Below are 17,202 nucleotides of genomic sequence, written 5' to 3'. Positions count from 1 at the left end.
CGGTCGGGGCCTTGTTGACTGGCCGGTAGGGTCGGGGAACGTGAGCGACCCATTGGCTGTCATCGCCGAACTTCCCGGAGTGCCGGAGGCGGTCACCGACGCGCGCAAGGCCGTGGACCGGCTTTACGGGCATCGCGTGCTACGGCGCAAGAGCCCGGAGGTGTCGGCCAGATCGGCGCTGCGCGGCGCCCGCGCGTCCGCCGCCCTCGACGGTGTGGACGTCCCGCTTGAGGCCATCCCGGAGGTCACGGACCCCGTCGTCCAGGGGGCGCTGCGGGTCTCGGCCGAGCTGGGGCGGCTCGGCCCGACCTGGCGCACGGCCCCCCGCCAGGTGCTGGCCAGGCTGCACACCCTCGCGGCCGCCGGCCTCACCGAAGACCTCGGCCGTCCCCGGACCGCCGCCGAGACGCCCGACCCCCTCGGCCTGGGCGCCGCGCCGGGGCCGGAGGAGACCGTGGCCCGGGTCGACGGGCTGGTCGACCTGGTCACCAGGACCTCCAAGGCGCCCGCGCTGGTGCTGGCCGCCATCGTGCACGCCGAGCTGGTGGTGCTGCGCCCGTTCGGGTCGGCGGACGGGGTGGTCGCCCGGGCGGCCGAACGGCTGACGCTCGTGGAGTTCGGCCTGGACCCGAAGTCACTGGCGGCCGTCGAGCTGGGCCATCTCGAACTCGGGGCGGCCTACGCCGAGAGCCTGCGGGCCTATCTGAGCGGGACCCCCGACGGGGTCGCGGAGTGGGTGCGGCACTGCGCCTCGGCGGTCACCCTCGGTGTCCGGGAGGCCACGGCGATATGCGAGGCCATGCAGCGCGGCTGATCTCGACCGCCTGCGGCCGACGGCGATCGCTCGCGGCTGATCATGAACATCTTCGCCCGTGTCTCAGCGGGCTCGTGTCTCAGCGGGCCTGTATCTCAGCAGGCCCGCGCCGCAGCGGCCCGGCACCTCAGTGGGCCCGCGCCGCAGCGGCCCGTGCCGTAGCAGGCCCGTGCCGTAGCGACCCTGCATCTCAGTGGGCCCATATCTCAGTGGGCCTGCACCTCAGTGGACCCACACAGCAAACGGCGCCCCTGGTATGGGGCGCCGTCGCCGGCACTTCCAGCCGGGTTACCAAGCGTGCACCAGATAATCCTCGGGACGGGACAAGCCCGTCCTGACGGTGCCTCCCGCGGCTCGGCGGCACGTGGGTACCCGGCGGCCGTGCCCGGACAACTGGTCCGTGCAACCTTTCTATGCCTGATCCTGGCTGAGGGGAACCCCTGAAACCAAGACCTTTACAGATCAGGGGACATTCGTGGACGAATCGCCATCTATGCCGCGCCGTGCTCTTGAGGGTGCAAATCGGGACAGATGTGGTCCACAGCCCCTGTGGTCCTGGATGATCGAAAACGGATCGACGTAGAGCGTGTCCCATTGAAGGCTGAGTCGCAACTCAACTGTTACCCATGAAAAAAAGGTGGCGGAAATTGGAGATTACTCCTCGACGAAACTCAACTTGATCGGGCAGCATGAGGTGGTATCTCCCCATACCGGAGTGACTGTGCACGGGTTGGCCATGCAATCCGCTTGCCATGCTCCGGTGAACGACTGAAGCTTTCTTCCGAACAGGACCGGCTCTACCCCCCCAGAGCCGGACCGGTTGGCGGCCCCCGCTCTCCCCCCCGGCGGGGGTCGCCATTTTTCCCGGAACGTCCGGCCGTTTCCCGGAACGTCCGGCCGCCCCTGATCGTCCAGGACCGCACCCGCACCCGCCCCCGCAGAGCCGTCCGGCTCCCTTCACAAGGGTGTACTTTCCGCGCGGTGCGGCGGGGACGACACCTGTCGGCAGACAACTGTCCACAGACGACGTCAGCCCCTTCTGGCTGTCCACAGAGCGGCGTTCGGCGGCCTCGCCGTGGCAGGCTCTCCCGGAAAGTGGGTCCTCCGCACTTCAGGGAGGCACTCTTGGACCGCCCTCTGGTCATCACCGAGGACCACGATCTGCTTGACGACCTGCTCCGTGTCGCCGCAGCGGCCGGAGCCGAGCTCGATGTCGCGCATGCGCCCGCACACGCCCGGCCCCATTGGAACCGCGCCCCGCTGGTCGTCGTCGGCAGCGACATGGCCGACGCCCTGGCCGCCACCGGACCGCCGCCCAGGCACCGGGTCATCCTTGTCACCCGCACTCCCGAGGATCCCGACACCTGGCGGAAGTGCGTCACGGTCGGCGCCCAGGCCGTGCTGGAGCTGCCCTCGGCCGAGCGGCAGCTGGTCGAGGAGTTCGCCGATGTCGTGGAGCCGGCGGCCAGAGCGGGGCTGGTGGTGTGTGTCGCCGCCGGCCGTGGGGGAGCCGGGGCCAGCGTCCTCGCCGCCTCGCTGGCGCTGAGCGCCTCCAGACAGCATCTCCGCACCCTTCTCGTCGACGCCGACCCGCTCGGCGGCGGCCTGGATCTCCTTCTCGGACAGGAGGAGGCCGACGGGGCGCGCTGGTCCGACCTGGTCGCCCGCGAGGGGAGGATCAGCTTCACCGCGCTCCAGGCGGCTCTGCCCACCTTCGCCGAGCTGACCCTCCTCTCCTTCCACCGCGGCGAGGTCGAGCCCATCCCCGCCGAGGCGATGCGTTCGGTCCTCGAAGCGGGACGGCGGGGCTTCGACCTGGTGGTCGTCGACCTGCCCCGCCATCCCGACCAGGCCGCTGTGGAGGCACTCACCAGGGCCTCCACCACCTTGCTGGTCGTCACCGCCGACGTCCGGGGGGTGCTCGCGGCGGCCCAGGTGCTCGCCGGCCTGCGCAAGCACACCGGAGAGGTGCGGGCCGTCGTGCGCGGCGGCGTCCTGGACGACGAGGTGGTGGCGACCTCGCTCCGCATGCCGTACGCAGGCAGCCTCCCCGATCAGCCCCGCCTGGCCGCCGCCCTCAACCGCGGCGACGTCCCCCCACTCGGCCGCCGCACCTTTCTCGGCCGGTTCTGCGTCTCGTTCCTGCGCTCGCTGCTCGTGGCGGAGACATGAGGCGGCCCGGCACCGCCACGGAAGTCTCACCCGAGCTGGTCGAGGCGGTCCGGATACGGCTGGCCCGGACCGGGGTCGAGCCCAGCGCCGCGCACGTCGCGGTCGCCCTCCGGGCGGAGCGGGCGGTGCTCGGCGACGCGGAGATCCTGGCGGTGGCACGTGTCCTGTGCGCCGACCTGATCGGAGCCGGTCCGCTGGAGCCCTTGCTGGCCGAGCCCGATGTCACCGATGTGCTGGTGAACGGTCCGCGTGAGGTGTGGGTCGACGACGGTCACGGGCTGCGCCGGACCCCGGTCGTCTTCCCCGGCGAAGACGCGGTCCGGCGGCTCGCCCAGCGCCTCGCCTCCGCCGCGGGCAGGCGTCTGGACGACGCGTGCCCCTATGTCGACGCCCGGCTGGCCGGAGGCGTCCGGCTCCACGCCGTCCTGCCACCCGTGGCGGCCGGAGGCACCTGCCTGTCCCTGCGGCTCCCGCCCCGCCGCACCTTCACCCTCCCCGATCTGGTCGAGGCCGGCACGATCAGGGCCGGCACCGTCCCCGTCCTCACCGCGGTGATCGAGTCGAGGCTGGCCTTCCTCGTCACCGGTGGCACGGGCACGGGGAAGACCACCCTGCTGTCGGCTCTGCTGTCCCTGGCCGATCCCGGTGACCGGCTGCTGCTGGTCGAAGACTCGGCCGAGCTGAGACCGCTCCACCCTCATGTCGTGCGCCTGGAGTCGCGCCCGGCCAACCTTGAGGGGGCCGGTGGTGTCTGCCTGCGTGATCTCGTCCGTCAGGCGCTGCGCATGCGCCCGGACCGTCTCGTCGTCGGCGAGGTCCGGGGCGCCGAGGTCGTCGATCTCCTCGCGGCTCTCAACACCGGCCACGAAGGCGGTTGTGGCACCCTCCACGCCAACACCGCGACCGATGTGCCACCCCGCCTGGAGGCCCTGGCATGTGCCGCAGGTCTCAGCCGCGAGGCGGTTCACAGCCAGATCGCCGCAGCCCTGGACGTCGTCATCCACCTCGCTCGCGACCACACCGGCGGCCGCCGGCGGGTGGCCGAGATCTGCATGATGACCCGTCGCCCCTCAGGTCTGGTCGACGCCGAACCGGCCCTCACCTTCTCCCCGGACGGCCGCGCGACCACCGGCCCGGGTCTGTCCGCCCTCATGGCCCGGGCCCCCATCCTCTCCACGCTCCCCGGCCTTGCGCGCCGACCATACGGACCCACCCGGCCCGACCGCCGCCGCAAACAGCCGGAAGTCCCCCCAGCAGCACACCCCCGGCCACCCGCCCCGGTCCCCGATGTCCTGGAGCTGTCACCGGGCGGCTCTGTTCCGGGTGGTCCCGGGCTGTCGCCGACCAACCCTGCTCCTGATGTCCTGGGGGTGTCGCCGGGCGGTCTCATCCCGGATGTCCTGGAGATGTCGCCGTGTGGTCCCGCTCCGGGTGTGCCGGGGCTGTCGCCGGCCGACCCTGTTCCGGGCGTTCCGGGCGTTTCGGGACTGGCGCGGGGCGGTCTCACCCCGGATGTCCTGGGAGCACTGCCATGACGACGCTGGCCGTGCTCCTCGCCGCCCTGGCCGCGTGGTTGTGGGCCGGGCCCGACCCGGGAACGGCCCGCCTGCGGTGGATACGGCAACAGACCCGGAGCGGATCACGTTCTCTGCCGGCACTGTTCACCGGCCGCTCGCGGCCCTCCAGGCGTACGGCTGCCTGGCGGACAGCCTCGATCGAGCTGTGCCAAGGGTTGGCGGCGGAGTTGGCCGCCGGGCGTACGGCGGGCGAGGCGCTGGCCCGTGCCGTGTCGGCCGCGGAGTTTCCCGATCCGGTGGTGCTGCGGCCGTTGATCGCTGCGGCGAGGGACGGCGGCGACGTGGCCGCCGCGCTGCTGGCCGCGGCGCCGGAGCAAGGAGGCGAGGCATTCCGCGGGCTGGCCGCCTGCTGGAAGGTGAGCGTGAACGTCGGAGCGGGCCTGTCCGTCCTCGTCGACCGCCTGGCCACCTCCCTCCGTGAGGCACAGGCCCATCGACAGGACGTCGCCGCCCAACTCGCGGGCCCCCGGGCCACCGCCCGCCTGCTGGCCGGACTCCCTGTGCTCGGCCTGTTGATGGCGGCGGGTCTGGGCATGCGGCCGCTGCACTTCCTGTTCGGCAGCCCGGCGGGTGTGGGCTGCCTGGCGATCGGCCTCGCGCTCGACGGCTGTGGCCTGTGGTGGACCCACCGTCTGGTCGCCCATGCGCAGCAGGCTTGAGCTCTCACCGGCCCACGCCGCGCCGGACAGCCGGACCGCCCGATCTCCCGGCGTCCCCCTGCCTCGGAACGTGGCGCCCGAGTGCTGTCTGACCCGCGTTCGGAACGCGGCGCCCGAGTGGCGTCCGCGTGCTGTCTGAGCGGTTCCGTAGTCGGCTGATCGTGAGGAGCCAGAGTTGACCGTTTTGCTTGCCGTCGTCCTTGCCGGGATCGCCGGGTGGCTGTGGACCCCGCCCGATGATCCTGCCGAGCGGCTCCACCGGGCCCGGCGGGGCCTGACTTCTCCAGCTCGGTTGGCCGGGGCCGTGCCGGGGGCCGGGATGCCCTCGTTCTCTCCTCAGACGGGGGCGGTCCGTGGTCCGTCCGGTAGGCGGCGGCCGAGCCGGGGAGAGATGGCACTCTCCACCGCCATCGGGCTGATGGTGTTTCTCGTCGTCGGTGGAGTGCCGGGAGCCGCCGTGGGGGTGGCGGGCTCCACGGTCGCGTTGATCGCCGTTCGGAGGCGGGAGTCGCCCCGGCTCCGCCGGGAACGGGAGCGGGTGGCGGCAGACCTGCCGCTGGCGGCTGACCTCATGGTCTCCTGCCTGCGCGCCGGACAGCCGATCACCGGTGCCATCGACGTCACCGTCGAGGCGGTCGGCGGACCGCTCGGCGACCGGCTGGCCTGGGTGAGCGGGCAGTTGAGGCTGGGGGCCACCCCGGAGGACGCCTGGCAGGCTCTCGCAGCCGAACGTCCGCTGGCTCCCCTGGCGCGCATGATGAGCCGGGCCGCCCTCAGCGGCGCCCCGGTGGCCGATGTCCTCACCAGGCTGTCCGACGACTCCCGCCATGCCGCCCGTGCCGTGTCATCAGCGGCTGCCCGACGGGTCGGGGTCCAGGCTGTCGCCCCGCTGGGACTCTGTTTCCTGCCTGCCTTCGTCGTTCTCGGCATCATCCCCGTCGTGGCAGGACTCGCCGGTGGCGTGCTGATTCCTTGAGTTATCCACAGGATTATCTCGGTTGTCCCATAGTTATCCACAGATGGAGTGGGATCTGTGGACAGATGTTGAAGGCTGCTTCCAGTGCCTCCGGTGTGCGTGATGGCCGCCGGACGCATCCAATCCGCCGGCGGCCTCGGGGGCGCCGGGCTGCGCCGGAGGGGGCGTCGCCTCGTGTCGTAGATTATATGGGTCGATGATCAATATAAATCTGTTGTGATCAATGTAGACATTCTCAGGTTCAGCGGATAGTCTATGGCTTACCGCAAGTGAAGATCAGCTTGACGCGGCAGGGTGGCCTGCCGCGAAGGCTGGGGGCGCGCTCAAGCTCGACGGGGTGTCAGGGAAGGAGCTCCGGCGGGCGAAGTGTCGCCAGGCGGCCAGTCGGTCGCCCTGAAAGAACGACAAGTGTGCAGATAAGAGGAAGGAGAGATTCGAGCGCCATCAAGATCACCCGCAGTGGGCGCGGAAATGCCACGCGGGTGTCGCAGCTCCACGAGATGGAAGGTGGTCTCCGGTTACGCATATGCGATCCAGCGCACTGCCCATACGAGGAGGTTTGTGCGAAATCGAAAGCCGACATAATGGTCGGTAGATGGTGTTGAAACTCTCTGGGCCTCGGTGCTGTAGCACCGGGGCCCTTGTCCGCGCTCTCGGAAGGTGCAATGGCTCCAGCCTCTTCGGCTCCGGCCGACAAATTCGACGACGATGACTATCCCGCGTACTCGATGGGCCGGGCCGCGGAGATGCTCGGCGTCACCCCCGCGTTTCTGCGCAGCCTCGGCGCCGCGAAGCTGATCGAGCCGCAGCGGTCGAGTGGCGGCCATCGCCGCTACTCCCGCCACCAGCTCCGTCTCGCCGCCCGGGCGCGCGAGCTGATCGACCAGGGGACCAGTCTGGACTCAGCCTGCCGCATCATCATTCTGGAAGATCAATTGACGGAAGCTCTGCGGCTCAACGCCGAGCTGAAGGAGCGCATGGAATCGGCGTGACGGCGGTTGCCCGGATCTCCCGGCGACCGCTGCCCGTGGTTGTCCACAGGCGATGGCGTAAATCCACAGAACGCTGTTCGTGTCCACAGGGCCACCTGTCCATAAGGAAATCTGGTGCGACAGATGCCGGGTGCTGGGCCTGGCTGGATTTCCGGGAGGAAACGATGGCTCAATCGACCGTCGGCGGCGTCCGACGTGATCGGCTGCGGTGGCTGCGCGCCCGCTGGACACCATTGATCACTGGCCCAGGCCGCGATCGAGGCATGTCCACCGCTGAATACGCAGTGGGCACGATAGCCGCCTGCGCTTTCGCCGCCCTCCTTTTCAAGGTGGTGTCGAGTCCGGAGGTCCAACAGATGATCTCGGAGCTGATCAACCGGGCGCTGAACGTGGCCGGGTGACCCCCGTGGGGCCGATCGCCCATGCCGGTGGATCGAAGGGATCGGTGACCGCGGAGACCGCGGTTGTCCTGCCTGCCGTCGTGGTGATGCTGGCCGCCGCATTGTGGGGGGTGGCGGCGGTCGGTGCGCAGCTGGAGTGCGTGGACGCGGCCCGGATGGGAGCCCGTGCCGCCTCGCGCGGTGAATCGCTGGAACGGGTGCGGGGCGGCGTTCTGGCAGCCGCCCCAGCAGGCGCGCACGTCATGGTGACCCGGAGCGCGGAGGTGACCCGGGTGGAGGTCTCGGCAAGCGTCAGACCCCGCTGGGGTGCCTCACTTCCGGCCGTCACCGTCCGGGCGACCGCGGTCTCCGCCACCGAGCCGGGAGCTGAGCGATGAGACAGGTCTTCGGCGGTGAGGGCGCTGTGGGGGCGGCGATGGAGTGGGCGCCTCGCGCCGGGAGTTCGGGAGCGCTGTGGACGGAGCGGTGAGGCTGACGGCGACAGAGGATGAGGTCGGGGCGCGGGGCGGTGCGTGTCGAGGGCTCTGGGGTGCCTCTTGCGAGTTCCGGGGCGTGTGTCGTGGGCCTTGGGGTGCGTGTCGATGGCTCCGGGAGACGCGCGGGGGCGATCGGGGCGCGGCGACGGTCTGGGTGGCCGGGCTCATGGCGCTGGTCTTCGCGGTGGCCGCGGCGGTCATGTTCGCCGGCGCGGCCAGGGTGGCCCGTCACCGCGCGCAGAGCGCCGCCGATCTGAGTGCGCTCGCTGCAGCCCGTCTGGCCTTCGCCGCCCCGGACCGTGGCTGTGCACGGGCGTCATCGCTGGCCGGAGAGAACGGAGCGAAGATCATGCGGTGCTCCATCGGAGGTGACGGCATCGCCGATGTCCAGGTGGCCGTACGGCTTTCGCTGCCTGTGGTGGGCGACTTGACGATCATGGCCAATGCGCGCGCCGGACCCGTCCACATCGCCGGCTTCATCGGCTGATCCGGATCCTGCCCCAGGTCTGTCCCTCCCCAAGATCTGCCCGCCCAGGGCAGATGCCTCCTCCCGGCCTGGAGCGGAGGCCCTGCCCGGGAGCGGAGCCCTGCCTGGGAGCGGAGCCCTGCCTGGGAGGGGAGCCCTGCCTGGGAGGGGAGCCCTGCCTGGGGCGGGTGCCTCTCCCAGGCCCATAGGGGTCAGCCACCCGTGATCTGACAGGGAACGACGCGATTCCCTGTCAGATAGGTTTGTCCGACGTGTAGGCAGAGCCACGGAAGAGAAGTACTGAGGAGAACCCCCCATGCGCTACCTGATGACGACCAAGCCCACTGACGCCGCCCCCAACGAGAACCTCTACATGGAGATGGGCAAGTTCATCGAGGAGCTGACCGCGGCGGGTGTCCTGCTGGCCACCGGCGGTCTGGAGCCGGGCGGTGTGCGGGTGACGTCCTTCGGTGAGGAGATCACGGTGATGGACGGGCCGTTCGCCGAGGCCAAGGAGGCCGTGGCCGGTTTCGCCCTGGTCGAGGTGCGCTCCAAGGAGGAGGCGATCGAGCTGACCCGCCGTTTCCGCAAGATCGTAGGTGACGGCGAGAGCGTGATCCAGCAGGTCTTCGGCCCCTGAAGCGCTGATGGCGCCGCCCTGGTTTGCGAGCGGATGAGGGCGGTGCTGTCATCGTGTTCGTGACGGACGTCCATCGCACGGTCGACGCGGTCTGGAAACTGGAGTCGGCCAAGATCATCGCTGGGCTCACGCGGCTGGTGCGCGATGTCGGTCTCGCCGAGGAGCTGGCCCAGGACGCGCTCGTCTCCGCGCTCGAACAGTGGCCGGAGTCAGGCGTCCCGGACAACCCCGGCGCCTGGCTGATGACCATCGCCAAGCGCCGGGCCGTCGACCAAATACGGCGGTCCCGGCGTCTGGAGCGCAAGCACGAGCAGCTCGCCCACGAGCTGGACCAGCAGGACTCCGAGCTGGACCAGCAGCAGGACCCCGAGCAGGACGACGTCCTGCGGCTGATGTTCATCTCCTGCCACCCGATGCTTCCGACCGAGGCGCGGGTCGCGCTGACGCTCCGGCTGCTCGGTGGTCTGACGGCCGCGGAGATCGCGCGGGCGTTCCTGGTCAACGAGCAGAGGATCGCCCAGCGCATCGCCGGGGCGAAGCGGGCGCTGGCCGAGGAGCAGGTGCCGTTCGAGCTGCCGGACGGCTCGGAACTGGCCGAGCGCCTGTCGTCGGTGCTGGAGGTCATTTATCTGATCTTCAACGAGGGGTATTCGGCGACCTCCGGGGACGACCTGATGCGGCCGGGGCTCTGCCTTGAGGCGCTGCGGCTGGGCCGGTTGCTGGCCGAACTCGCACCGCACGAGGCCGAGGTGCACGGCCTGGTCGCGCTGATGGAGATCCAGGCGTCCCGCTCGGCCGCGCGGACCGGGCCGTCGGGTGAGCCCGTCCAACTGCACGAGCAGAACCGGGGGCGCTGGGACCAACTGCTCATCCGTCGTGGTTTCACCGCGATGCTGCGGGCGCGGGAGATCGACGGCACGCCCGGCCCGTATGTGCTGCAGGCGGCGATCGCCGTGTGCCACGCGCAGGCGCGGACCTTCGAGGACACCGACTGGAGGCAGATCGCGGCCCTGTACGAGGCGCTGGCCCGGGTGCTGCCGACACCGATCGTGCAGCTCAACCGGGCTGTGGCGCTCGGGATGGCGTACGGCCCGCAGCGTGGGCTCGACCTGGTCGACTCGTTGACCGCCGATCCCGTGCTGCAGGATTACCACCTTCTCCCGGGCGTCCGGGGCGATCTCCTGATCCGGCTGGGACGGTACGGAGAAGCGCGCCTGGAGTTCGAGCGGGCCGCCTCTCTCACCAGGAACGTCGCTGAGCGCGCTTTTCTGCGCCGTCGCGCGGACGAGATCGCTGTTTCCGGCACGTCGGGTGTCACTCTCGCGCAGGCCGCTCAGGATTTCCTGGGACGCGACGACCTGGACGCCGGGACGGTCCGCTCGTACGGGCAGACCCTGCGGCGCCTGCGCCTGACCCTGGGTGATCAGATGCCGCTGGCCGCCCTGACCGCCGACCAGGTGGCGCGGGTGTTCGCGACGGCCTGGGGTGAGGCGGCGGCCAGCACCTGGAACCGGCACCGGTCGGCCGTCCGGTCGTTCGGAGCCTGGGCGTCCCTGGACCACCTCGCGGCGGCGCTCGACCGGCGTGCCGAGGTCCGTACCCCGACGGAGACGATCGACCCCGCACAGCTGGAGGCGCTCTGGAACCGTACCGACCTTCGGCTGCGCGAACGGACCCTGTGGCGGCTGCTGCACGAGTCGGCGGCCGGGGTGACGGCCGTTCTGTCCCTGAACGTCGAGGACCTGGATCTGGACGACCGCCGGGCCCGCGCGGGTGACACCTGGGTGAGCTGGCGTTCCGGGACCGCCCGGCTCCTCCCTCACCTGGTGGCCGGCCGGACCCGCGGCCCTCTGTTCCTCGCCGATCGGCGGCCCGGACCGGCCCGGATGCCGGCGGACACCGACCTGTGCCCGGAGACGGGCCGCCGCCGCCTGTCCTACGAGCGGGCCGAATACCTCTTCAAACAGGCCACCAAGTCCCTGGACTCGGCGGGCAGCGGCTACACCCTCCGGCAGCTCAAGCCCCGTCCCTGACCGCCGGGCGGCGACCGGACGCAGGGGCCGCGGCGCCCCGGCGGAGGCCCGGGTCAGTGAGCGGCCGTCGCTGAAAGCTCCCCCACGGCGTCGGCGTAGTAGGTCGATCCGGCCAGGTGGAAGGCGAGCTGACGGAAGGTCCAACCCTTGCCGGGGGAGTGGTCGAGCTGGTCGGGCGTGAGCGCGTTCAGCCGGTCCGTCCAGATCTGGGCGAGCCGGGTGATGCGGCTGCGGGCCTCGTCCAGGTCCTGCTCGGTGAAGGGGGCGAGGTCGGCCGGGGTGGTGGTCGCCGAGGCGTGCCAATGATCGGGGATGGTCTCGTGCCCGGCCAGCCGGGCCTCCATCTCGGCGAGGTGATCGAGAAGGTGATCGGCCACCCGCCGGATCGCCTTGTGCGGGGTGTAGACCCGCCCGTCGATATGCGCCGGACGGCCGTCCCACGCGGTCCACGTGCTCGCCAGGCGGAGGACGTGCTCGGCCATCGCGGTCACGACCTGTGCCGGATCGCGGTCATCGGTGATCGGGGACTCATCGCTCATCGTCGGGCTCCCTCTCGCAACACTGCTCGGAACACTGCGTGGATGTCGTGGTCGGGCCGCCGGGCGGTCGAGGCGACGGAGACTCCGCGGCCGACGTCCGCACACGTTAGGTTCCGGACATTTCGGCGGCCGATGAAACGTGGGTGTGGTAGCGATCGAACGGTGACCCGGCCGTCAGGCCCGCGGCCGGGCGGAGCGATCACGTTCTCCCGCCGCCGCGCCACGGCGGCATGCCGTACGAGTTTTCCGGCGGAAATCTCCGGGCGGCTTTTGCGGAGGCCGGTGTGCCGATCCAGTCGATCCATTGGATATGCCCCGTAGATATGACTGAGTTGACGGCATATGGCCCCGCATCCGCCGGGAGATCCATTCACGTGATGAGCGTGTCGGTGCGATCGGAACGGCCCGCCGGGCCGCGCGGCCGGACCGTCATGGGGCATCCGTCAAAGCGCCGGTGAGGGGAGGTGAGAATCCGGGGAAAAGGGAGGATTGAATGATCTTGTCGGACCCCTGCGGGCAAGGTCGCAATCGAATCACGACTTCTTAGACGACATGTCCAAAAGTCGGAAATCTCACGTAAGGTTCCGCTTACCCCCGGTCCATGTTGTCCCGCCCTCAGACCTGGGAAGGGTGGATCGCGGGTCGCCGGGGCGCGGCGCCGTCGAGTGGTCCGCCCCGATCGCGATCGCGGGTCCGGGGGAGCCGGGCCGGTGCGAGCCGGTCCGGAGGGCCGGCACGTCCGGTCGTCGCGCGACCGTCGGCTCCTCCGGGCGGCCGGGCGGCGCGCGGCTCTCGACGAAGGGAGGCTCCGTGACGACGGTCCGCAGGCTGGTCGCCGTGGCGGCGATCGCACCGCTGGTGTCCATGTCCGCCGTGCTCGCCGCCGCGGGTCCGGCGCAGGCCACAGCGCGGCTGCACGTCCCGTCGCGGGTCACCTCCAACGGCGCGGTGACGCTCTCCGGCACGGTCGATCTGCTGTTCGACGCCGTCCTCTCGGTCAACGGCCGGCAGGTGGCGAAGGGGGACCGGAAGGTCTCCTACTCGTGGAATCCCCGGGACCGCCCCAACGGCAGCTACGAGATCAAACTTGAGCAGCGGGGCAAGCTCCTCGGCGCCGGATGGCACGAGACCCGCAGAACCCTGATCCAGGCCGCTCCCCCGGCGCCGCCGAGCGGGGTGAAGGCCAGGCTGCACGGCAACGAGGCCGTGGTGACCTGGGCCAAGGGGGCCGAGCCCGACCTGCGGGGCTATACGGTTCACACCAGCCAGACCGGCAAGGTCGGCTCGGTGCGGGTGGCCAATGCCTGCTCCGGCGGCTCGTGCCGGGTGACCCTGTCCGTCCCGGCGAAGGCGGCCGGTCGGCGGATCGGGTTCACGGTGCGGGCACTGCGCGATGACGGCGGTGGCGGCACCCTGTCCTCGGGCGGCTCGGCCGTCGCCTCGGTGGCCGTCCCCGCCCCCAGGGCGCCGCGGACCACCCAGGACACCGGGAGCCGGGACGCCGGCGGCGACAGGAGCGCCGGGAGCCGGGACGGTACGGCTCGGCAGGACACCGGCGGGAGCGCCGACGGCCGGCAGAGCGGGAAGACCGGCCGGAAGAAGGACGACGCCCGGCAGAGCGGTGTCCAGGACCTGCCGCGGCTCCCCGCCAAGAAGCCCACGACGGCCCCGACCCGGTCGCCGAGGACGGCGGTCGCGCCCACGGAGGCCCCCAGGCGTCCGGCCACGGCCAAGGACGGCAGCCCAGCGCGGCCGTCCGCCGAACGGGACGACAAGCGGGACGACAAGCGCGACGCCGGTACGGCGACGGCCGAGACCGGGACGGAGCCGGCCGCTGACCCCGCGCCCACCGGCACGGACCTCACGCCGGTCACGGACACCAAGGCCGCGGCCCGGTCGTCGGAGTCGCCGGACGGCGGGATGAGCCGGTACGGCATCCTCATCGCCGGCGGACTGATCCTGCTGCTGCTCGGCGCGCACGGTGGTGCCTGGGTCCGCCGCAGGCTGCTGGCCGCCGACGACGGCGGCACGGGCGGGGCCGGAGCGGCGGCGATGATCAACAACCCCGGTGGGGACGGCACGCCCGAGGCCGCTTCCGGGGCCGCCGGGGACACCGGCGCGGCCACCGCCCCGGCCGCTCCCCGGTTCACCACCGCCCCGGCCGCTCCTCAACGGCCCACTGCCACAGCCGCTTCTCAGCGGCCCACCGCCCCGATCGCCCCCCGGCGGCCCGCCGTCATCCTCGCGGTGGTCAAGACGGGGCAGTCCCCGCCGGCCCCGGCGCCGCCGTCCTCCGCGCGCCCTCCCTCGGCGCGGTGGGGACCGGCTCACTCCCCGGTACGGCCGGCCCCCGCCCAGCACTCTCCAGCCCCCGCCCAGCGGGTTCCGTCCGAGCAGGCTCCCGCCCGGCCGGTTCCGCCCGAGCAGCCTCCTGTTCAGCGGGTTCCGTCCGGGCAGCCTCCCGCCCGGTACTCCCCGGCTTCCGCCCAGGATCCGTCCGAGCAGGCTTCCGCCGGTCCGGATCCGGTCTCCGGACCCGTTCCGGCACCCCGGCCCGGACCCGCTCGCCTGGCGCTACCCGTCGCGGCTCCGATCCCCGAGGTGGGTCCCGTCACCCCGGTCGGGGTCCGGATCGGTGACCGGTGGGACGGATACCTCCCGCCCGCGCCCCGGTCCATGGAGGACAGCGGTTTCTGGGAGCGCCCGCAGCCGGGGGCGACCGACTTCTGGGCCGCCGACAAGGACGAGGAGGAGGCCGAGGACGGTCCGTCCTACTCGGGTGGTCGCCGCGTCCCCGGTGGCGGCTGACCTCCTGCCGGGCCCGCGCCTCACGGCGGTCTCACCTGCGGCGCCGTACGTCCCGGAGGGCCCTCCGGGGACGGTGGCCCTCACAGCGTGTCCCCGCAACTCCCGGAGGGCCCCTTGCGGCAGGGGCGCTCTCCTGCGGCGTCCCCTAGTCCTCGGAGGGCCCTCCGGGGAGGGTGGCCCAGGGTGTCCCCACACTCCCCGGAGGACCCTCTCGGGGGGCGGAGAACGGGGCGGCGATCTCCCGCGATCACGTTTCCTGTGGGTCGGCGGAGAGCAGGACGGCCAGGAGCCGGAGGGCTCCCGCCTTGTCCAGGGGCTCGTTGCCGTTGCCGCACTTGGGCGACTGGATGCAGGAGGGACAGCCGCGTTCGCACTCGCAGGAGGCGATGGCCTCCCGGGTGGCCGTGAGCCAGTCGAGGGCGCGGGCGTAGCCGCGTTCGGCGAAGCCCGCGCCGCCTTCGTGGCCGTCGTAGACGAAGACGGTCAGCAGCCCGGTGTCAGGGTGGAGCTCGGTGGAGACCCCGCCGATGTCCCAGCGGTCACAGGTGGCGAAGAGCGGGAGCAGGCCGATGGCGGCGTGCTCGGCCGCGTGCGCGGCCCCGCCCAGGTCGAGGCCGTCCTCGGCGAGGGGGACGACCGCGGAGGTGGGCAGCGTCCACCACACCGCCCGGGTGCGCAGCGTGCGCGGGGGCAGGTCGAGGGGCTCGTCGCCGAGGAGCTCGCCGCTCTGCGCGCGGCGCTTGAGATAGGACACGACCTGGCGGGTCACCTCCACCGAGCCGAAGTGGAGCTCTCCCGGGCCGAGCGGGTGCGAGCGGAGCGACTCCAGCACCGAGATCTCGGTGACGTCCCTGGCGAAGGTCGTGTAGTCGGTGGCCCCGGCCTCGACGAGGGCGACCCCCGACTCCAGGTCGAGCTCGACGACCAGATACGTCTCTCCCTGGTGGACGTAGACGGCGCCGGTGTGCACGGTCGTGTGGGCCGAGGGTTCGTCCACGGTGCCGAGCAGCCGCCCGGTGGACGCCTCCACGACCTGGACCGGCGCGCCGCCCGCGCCGCGGATGTCGGCGAGGTCGGTGGCCCGTTCGCGGCTGGTCCAGAACCAGCCCGTGGCGCGCTCCCTGAGCAGGCCGTCGGTGACCAGGCCGGCGAGCACCTCCTTGGTGGCCGGGCCGAAGGTCTCCAGGTCGTCGCGGGTGAGCGGGATCTCGGCGGCGGCGGCGCACAGGTGGGGCCCCAGCACGTAGGGGTTGTCGGGGTCGAGCACGATCGCCTCGACGGGCCGGCCGAACAGCGCCTCGGGGTGGTGGACCAGGTAGGTGTCCAGCGGGTCGTCCCTGGCGATCAGCACCGCCAGGGCGTCCTGTCCGGCCCGCCCGGCCCGTCCGGCCTGCTGCCAGAGCGACGCCCGGGTGCCCGGCCAGCCCGCGATGAGGACGGCGTCGAGCCCGGACACGTCGACGCCGAGTTCCAGCGCGTTGGTGGTCGCCAGCCCGAGCAGGTCTCCCGACCGGAACGCCTTCTCCAGCCCCCGGCGGTCCTCGGCCAGGTATCCGGCCCGGTAGGCGGCGACCTTGTCCGGCAGGTCCTTCGGCGCCCCCACGTCGACCACGAGGTCCTGGAGCTTCGCCCGGGTGGTGAGGGCCACGGATTCGGCGGCGCGCCGGGAGCGGACGAAGGCCAGGGTGCGGATGTCGGCGATCACCAGGTCCGCGAGGAGGTCGGCGCTCTCGGCGGTGGCGGGACGGCGGAGGGGGGCGCCGCCCTCACCGCGTAGATCAGTCAGGGGAGGCTCCCACAGGGCGAAGGTGGTCGCGCCCCGGGGGGAGGCGTCGGTGGTCACCTCGGCCATCTGGAGGCCCGTCAGGCGCATCGCGAAGGTCCCGGGCTCGCTGGCCGTGGCCGAGGAGAGCACGAAGGTGGGGCGGGAGCCGTACCGCGTGCAGATCCGGCGCAGGCGGCGCAGGATCTGGGCCACGTGGGAGCCGAACACGCCCCGGTAGCCGTGGCATTCGTCCACCACGACCATCCGCAGCCGCCGCCAGAAGGCCGACCAGTTGGCGTGGCGGGGCAGCAGGGTGCGGTGGAGCATGTCCGGGTTGGTCAGGAGGTAGTTGGCGTGCTTGCGGACCCAGGCCCGTTCCTCGAAGGAGGTGTCGCCGTCGAAGGTGGCGGCGCGGAGCTCGGGGAGGTCGAGCTCGTTCAGGGCGCGGAGCTGGTCGGCGGCCAGTGCCTTGGTAGGCGTGAGGTAAAGGATCGTGCCGCCGTCGAGCACCGCGGAGAGCGCCGGGACCAGGTAGGAGAGGGATTTGCCCGAGGCGGTGCCTGTGGCAATGATCACGTTTTGACCACGATGCGCCAGTTCAGCGGCCTCGGCTTGATGCGGCCACAGGCCAGAAATACCGTGGTTCGCCCAGCGCGTAACCAGACTCTCGTGGACCCACTCCGGCCAGTGGGCTTGACCTGCTTGACGTGCTGGAACATGCTCCACGTGGGTCACGCGTTCACGACGTGCGGGGACGCCGAGCAGGTGGGTGAGCGCGGAGCCCGCTCGGAGCGAGGAGGATGAGGGCGGAGTCACTGGTTTCCAGTCTGGCATCTGTGGGCAGAGTCGCCGGGAATCGTGATTTCGTATAGACACTGAGCGTA

General features: G+C 71.6%; 13 protein-coding genes and 2 pseudogenes. 13 read left to right on the top strand and 2 right to left on the bottom strand.

What is annotated here, in order from left to right; genetic code table 11:
• Positions 1–40: 40 nt before the first annotated feature.
• The 12 genes and pseudogenes from J2S55_RS14165 (at position 41) to J2S55_RS48295 (ending at position 11,206) form a co-directional block, all read left to right on the top strand.
• Positions 41–814, top strand: a complete 774-nt coding sequence (locus J2S55_RS14165; RefSeq protein WP_306860629.1) for a Fic family protein — start codon at positions 41–43, stop codon at positions 812–814.
• A 1,125-nt stretch (positions 815–1,939) separates the two neighbouring features.
• Positions 1,940–2,986 carry a septum site-determining protein Ssd gene (gene ssd, locus J2S55_RS14160; RefSeq protein WP_306860627.1) on the top strand — a complete coding sequence of 349 codons (1,047 nt, stop codon included), beginning with the start codon at positions 1,940–1,942 and terminating at the stop codon, positions 2,984–2,986.
• Positions 2,983–4,143 (top strand): annotated as a pseudogene (locus tag J2S55_RS14155) (TadA family conjugal transfer-associated ATPase); the annotation flags it as partial. The gene ssd and the pseudogene J2S55_RS14155, both read left to right, overlap by 4 nt.
• A 374-nt stretch (positions 4,144–4,517) precedes the next feature.
• Positions 4,518–5,222, top strand: a complete 705-nt coding sequence (locus tag J2S55_RS14150) for a type II secretion system F family protein (protein WP_306860625.1) — start codon at positions 4,518–4,520, stop codon at positions 5,220–5,222.
• A gap of 391 nt (positions 5,223–5,613) precedes the next feature.
• Positions 5,614–6,198 carry a type II secretion system F family protein gene (locus J2S55_RS14145; protein WP_306860623.1) on the top strand — a complete coding sequence of 195 codons (585 nt, stop codon included), beginning with the start codon at positions 5,614–5,616 and terminating at the stop codon, positions 6,196–6,198.
• A gap of 665 nt (positions 6,199–6,863) precedes the next feature.
• Positions 6,864–7,190, top strand: coding sequence for a MerR family transcriptional regulator (locus tag J2S55_RS14140; protein WP_306860621.1), 327 nt, complete (start codon positions 6,864–6,866; stop codon positions 7,188–7,190).
• A gap of 164 nt (positions 7,191–7,354) precedes the next feature.
• Positions 7,355–7,591, top strand: coding sequence for a DUF4244 domain-containing protein (locus J2S55_RS14135; protein ID WP_306860618.1), 237 nt, complete (start codon positions 7,355–7,357; stop codon positions 7,589–7,591).
• Between the two features lie 44 nt (positions 7,592–7,635).
• A complete protein-coding gene (locus J2S55_RS14130; RefSeq protein WP_306860616.1) occupies positions 7,636–7,968 on the top strand; it encodes a TadE family type IV pilus minor pilin in 333 nt (110 codons plus the stop codon).
• Between the two features lie 265 nt (positions 7,969–8,233).
• On the top strand, positions 8,234–8,554 hold the full coding sequence (locus J2S55_RS48305) for an Rv3654c family TadE-like protein (RefSeq protein WP_370879668.1): 321 nt from the start codon (positions 8,234–8,236) through the stop codon (positions 8,552–8,554).
• Between the two features lie 295 nt (positions 8,555–8,849).
• A complete protein-coding gene (locus tag J2S55_RS14120) occupies positions 8,850–9,173 on the top strand; it encodes a YciI family protein (RefSeq protein ID WP_306860612.1) in 324 nt (107 codons plus the stop codon).
• A gap of 53 nt (positions 9,174–9,226) precedes the next feature.
• A pseudogene (locus tag J2S55_RS48300) lies at positions 9,227–10,456 on the top strand (RNA polymerase sigma factor); the annotation flags it as partial.
• On the top strand, positions 10,442–11,206 hold the full coding sequence (locus J2S55_RS48295; RefSeq protein WP_370879782.1) for a site-specific integrase: 765 nt from the start codon (positions 10,442–10,444) through the stop codon (positions 11,204–11,206). The pseudogene J2S55_RS48300 and the gene J2S55_RS48295, both read left to right, overlap by 15 nt.
• 53 nt (positions 11,207–11,259) lie before the next feature.
• Here J2S55_RS48295 and J2S55_RS14110 read toward each other — a convergent pair whose 3' ends face one another.
• Complete coding sequence (locus J2S55_RS14110; RefSeq protein ID WP_306860608.1) at positions 11,260–11,745, bottom strand: hypothetical protein; 486 nt, start codon at positions 11,743–11,745, stop codon at positions 11,260–11,262.
• An 810-nt stretch (positions 11,746–12,555) separates the two neighbouring features.
• On the opposite strand from J2S55_RS14110, the gene J2S55_RS14105 reads away from it, so the two are divergent.
• Positions 12,556–14,553, top strand: coding sequence for a hypothetical protein (locus J2S55_RS14105; protein ID WP_306860606.1), 1,998 nt, complete (start codon positions 12,556–12,558; stop codon positions 14,551–14,553).
• 247 nt (positions 14,554–14,800) lie between these two features.
• Here J2S55_RS14105 and J2S55_RS14100 read toward each other — a convergent pair whose 3' ends face one another.
• A complete protein-coding gene (locus J2S55_RS14100; RefSeq protein WP_306860604.1) occupies positions 14,801–17,152 on the bottom strand; it encodes a DEAD/DEAH box helicase in 2,352 nt (783 codons plus the stop codon).
• Positions 17,153–17,202 lie beyond the last annotated feature (50 nt).

It is taken from the genome of Streptosporangium brasiliense, assembly GCF_030811595.1.
GTDB lineage: Bacteria > Actinomycetota > Actinomycetes > Streptosporangiales > Streptosporangiaceae > Streptosporangium > Streptosporangium brasiliense.
Note: the sequence above shows the minus strand (reverse complement) of the source record. Positions and strands in the feature narration are given on the sequence as shown.

Excerpts from the sequence above, each read along its gene's own strand:
- J2S55_RS14100 (WP_306860604.1), bottom strand. The coding sequence starts at position 17,152 with ATGCCAGACTGGAAACCAGTGACTCCGCCCTCATCCTCCTCGCTCCGA.
- J2S55_RS14145 (WP_306860623.1), top strand. The coding sequence starts at position 5,614 with ATGGCACTCTCCACCGCCATCGGGCTGATGGTGTTTCTCGTCGTCGGT.
- J2S55_RS14110 (WP_306860608.1), bottom strand. The coding sequence starts at position 11,745 with ATGAGCGATGAGTCCCCGATCACCGATGACCGCGATCCGGCACAGGTC.
- J2S55_RS48305 (WP_370879668.1), top strand. The coding sequence starts at position 8,234 with ATGGCGCTGGTCTTCGCGGTGGCCGCGGCGGTCATGTTCGCCGGCGCG.
- J2S55_RS14120 (WP_306860612.1), top strand. The coding sequence starts at position 8,850 with ATGCGCTACCTGATGACGACCAAGCCCACTGACGCCGCCCCCAACGAG.
- J2S55_RS14140 (WP_306860621.1), top strand. The coding sequence starts at position 6,864 with ATGGCTCCAGCCTCTTCGGCTCCGGCCGACAAATTCGACGACGATGAC.
- J2S55_RS14150 (WP_306860625.1), top strand. The coding sequence starts at position 4,518 with ATGACGACGCTGGCCGTGCTCCTCGCCGCCCTGGCCGCGTGGTTGTGG.
- J2S55_RS14135 (WP_306860618.1), top strand. The coding sequence starts at position 7,355 with ATGGCTCAATCGACCGTCGGCGGCGTCCGACGTGATCGGCTGCGGTGG.